The 3019-nt window shown below is 62.1% G+C and carries 3 protein-coding genes and 1 pseudogene; all 4 read left to right on the plus strand.

Translation table 11 applies throughout. The features are described 5' to 3' along the window. A pseudogene (locus tag EOB49_RS37650) lies at nt 1–125 on the plus strand (16S rRNA (cytosine(1402)-N(4))-methyltransferase); the annotation flags it as partial. 4 nt (nt 126–129) lie between these two features. Continuing rightward, the gene (locus tag EOB49_RS15090) at nt 130–525 is read left to right on the plus strand and encodes a hypothetical protein (protein WP_127271473.1); all 396 of its coding nucleotides are present in this window, start codon (nt 130–132) and stop codon (nt 523–525) included. Next, nucleotides 522–2231: a penicillin-binding protein 2 gene (locus EOB49_RS15095; protein WP_027034944.1), complete on the plus strand. Its 1710-nt coding sequence runs from the start codon at nt 522–524 to the stop codon at nt 2229–2231. The genes EOB49_RS15090 and EOB49_RS15095 overlap by 4 nt, the downstream gene beginning before the upstream one ends. Nucleotides 2232–2285: 54 nt before the next feature. Next, the coding region (locus tag EOB49_RS37655; RefSeq protein ID WP_245472716.1) for a Mur ligase family protein at nt 2286–3019 on the plus strand (734 nt) is incomplete at its 3' end.

A 3019-nucleotide genomic window follows, 5' to 3' on the forward strand; every position in this document is an offset into this window, starting at 1 on the left:
CGGCCAGGCTGCGCGGGGCAATCCGCACGGATGCGCCAGCGCGCAGCAGCGATTTTTCGATTTTCGGCCTTCCAAAACTTCCCAGCCCAACACTTCCCGGCACAGGCCGGCCGGGGGAGAGGTAGCTAAGTGTTTCGTACCAGCGACATTGTCCTGATCGCCGTCATGGTTGCGGTCGCGGCCCTTACCTACAAGGCCAAGCGCGAGGCCGAGGAACAATTGGCCGCGGTGCAGAAGATCCATGCGCAGATACGCTATGAGGAGGACACGATCGACCTGCTCAAGGCCGACTGGAGCCTGCTTACCCAGCCGTCGCGGCTGCAGAAGCTCGCCGAACTCTACAAATCGCAGCTCGAACTCGAGCCGGTCAGCGCTCGCCAGATCGGCGGCATCGGCGACCTGCCGGCCAAATCCCTTGACATCCAGGACATCCTGTCGGGACGCCAGGGAGGCATGGCCGACAATTCCGACCAAGCGCCTTCGGACAGTAAGGATCCCGTCGTGACCGGAGGCATCGCCCAATGATCGGCAAACTGCTGAAGCGTCGCGCCAGGACGAGTGAAGATGGATCGATCGTGGTCGAGGGCGCCCGCAAGGCGACCGGCGGCAAGGGCAGGACGCGCATCGTCATGACGATGGCGGTGTTCTTCGGTATCTTCTCGACCATATCAGGGCGGCTGGTCTATCTCGGCTTCCAGACCCCCGACATGTCGGGCGGTCCGCAGAGCCGGGTGACGGCATCGCGGCCCGACATCGTCGACCGCAACGGCGAAGTGCTGGCCACGGATATCAAGACGGCGTCGCTGTTTGCAGAACCGCGCCGCATTGTCGACGCCGATGAGGCGATCGAGAAGCTGTCGACGGTGCTTCCGGACATCGACTATGAGCAGACCTACCACAAGCTGAAGAGCGGCGCCGGTTTCGTCTGGCTGCAGCGGCAGCTGACGCCCAAGCAACAGTCCGACATCATGCAGCTCGGCATTCCCGGTTTCGGCTTCCGTACCGAAAAGCGCCGCTTCTATCCGAGCGGCGAGACCTCGTCCTACATTGTCGGCCTCACCAACATCGACAACCAGGGCATCTCCGGAATGGAGAAATATGTCGACGAGCAAGGCTTGAGCGATCTGCAGGCATCGGGCCTTGCCATCGCCAAGGATCTCAAGCCGGTAAAGCTTTCGATCGATCTGCGCGTGCAGCATGTGGTGCGCGACGAGATCGCCGCCGGCCTGGAGCGCTATCGTGCCATGGGCGCCGGCGCTGTCGTGCTCAACGTCAAGACCGGCGAAGTGGTGGCCATGGCCTCGGTGCCGGATTTCGATCCTAACAATCCCTACAATGCACAGGACAAGGACCGGCTGAATCGCATGTCGGCGGGCCTCTACGAGATGGGCTCGACCTTCAAGAGCTTCACCTCAGCCATGGCGCTCGATTCCGGCAAGGCGACGATGGCGAGCCGCTTCGATGCTTCGCATCCAATCCGGGTCGGCCATCAGGCCATTCACGATTTCCACGGCAAGAACCGTGTGCTGTCGTTGCCGGAGGTGTTCCTCTACTCGTCCAACATCGGCTCGGCCAGGGAAGCCGAGATGGTCGGCATCGAGGGCCATCGCGAATTCCTGCATCGCCTTGGCCTTCTGGACAGGATGCAGACCGAATTGCCGGAGACTGCCCGTCCGACTGAACCGAAGGTCTGGAAACAGGTCAATTCATTCACCATCGCCTTCGGCCATGGCGTGTCGACGACGCCGCTGCAAGCGGCTGTGGGCTGCGCGGCGTTGATGAATGGCGGCTTCCTGATGAACCCTACCTTTTTGGTGCGCACGCAGGCGGAAGCGATGGCCACCGCCAAGAAAGTGGTGAGCGAAAAGACCGTCGAAGGCATGCGCTACCTCTATTCGCTCAATGCCGAGAAGGGCTCTGCCCGAAACGCCAGAGTCCCCGGCTACCGCGTTGGTGGCAAGACCGGAACGGCCGAGAAGGTCGTCAATGGCCGCTACTCCAAGGACTTGAATTTCAACACTTTCGTCGCCGCCTTCCCGATGGACGATCCGCAGTATCTGGTGTTTACCATTGCCGATGCTCCGCACCCTGAAAAGCCCGGCATGACGGATGTCGCGGCCGCAAATGCGGGGGTCATGGCCGGCAATATCATCAGGCGTTCAGCTGCCATGCTTGGCGTGAAGCCAGATTTCAGCCATGAAAATGGTGCAACGCTGGTTTCCTATCAGTGATTCTTAGGGCGCGCCGGCAACAGCGCGCTATTTTGTTGCGGTGAACGGGACTCGATGAAGCTCAGAGATCTAGCCGGTATCCTGCCCGTCGAGGGAATAGCTTCCGTCGATCTGGAGGTTACAGGGATTTCTTCGGATTCCCGTCAGGTAAAAGCGGGTGTTGTCTTCTTTGCGCTCGCGGGAACCAAGGCCGACGGTGCCGTTTATGCCGCCGACGCCGCCGCGCGCGGTGCGGCCGCGATCGTGGCGGGCAAGGGCAGCACCTTTGCCGGGATCCCTGTACCGGTGCTGGCGGTCGACGATCCGCGCCTGGCGCTGGCGCTGAGTGCGGCACGCTATTTCGGCAAGCAGCCTGAGATCATGGTCGCGGTGACCGGCACCAGTGGCAAGACCTCGGTCGCGGCTTTCACCAGGCAGATCTGGGAGCAGGCCAGTTATGCCGCCGCTTCGATCGGCACCACCGGCGTGGTGGCGCCTGGGCGCAACGATTATGGCTCGCTGACGACGCCCGATCCGGTCGCCCTGCATCAATTGCTGCGGGAATTGGCGGATGCCGGCGTTACCCACGCTTCGATGGAGGCCTCCAGCCATGGGCTCGACCAGCGCCGTCTGGACGGTGTGAAGCTGGCGGCCGGCGGCTTCACCAATCTCGGCCGGGACCATATGGACTATCATCCGACCATCGAGGACTATCACCGCGCCAAACTGCGTCTGTTCGACGCGCTGCTGCCGAAAGGCGCACCGGCCGTCATCTTCGCCGACGATCCATGGTCGGCACCGACGATTCA

The sequence above is a fragment of the Mesorhizobium sp. M7A.F.Ca.MR.148.00.0.0 genome, assembly GCF_003997735.1.
Taxonomy (GTDB): Bacteria; Pseudomonadota; Alphaproteobacteria; order Rhizobiales; family Rhizobiaceae; genus Mesorhizobium.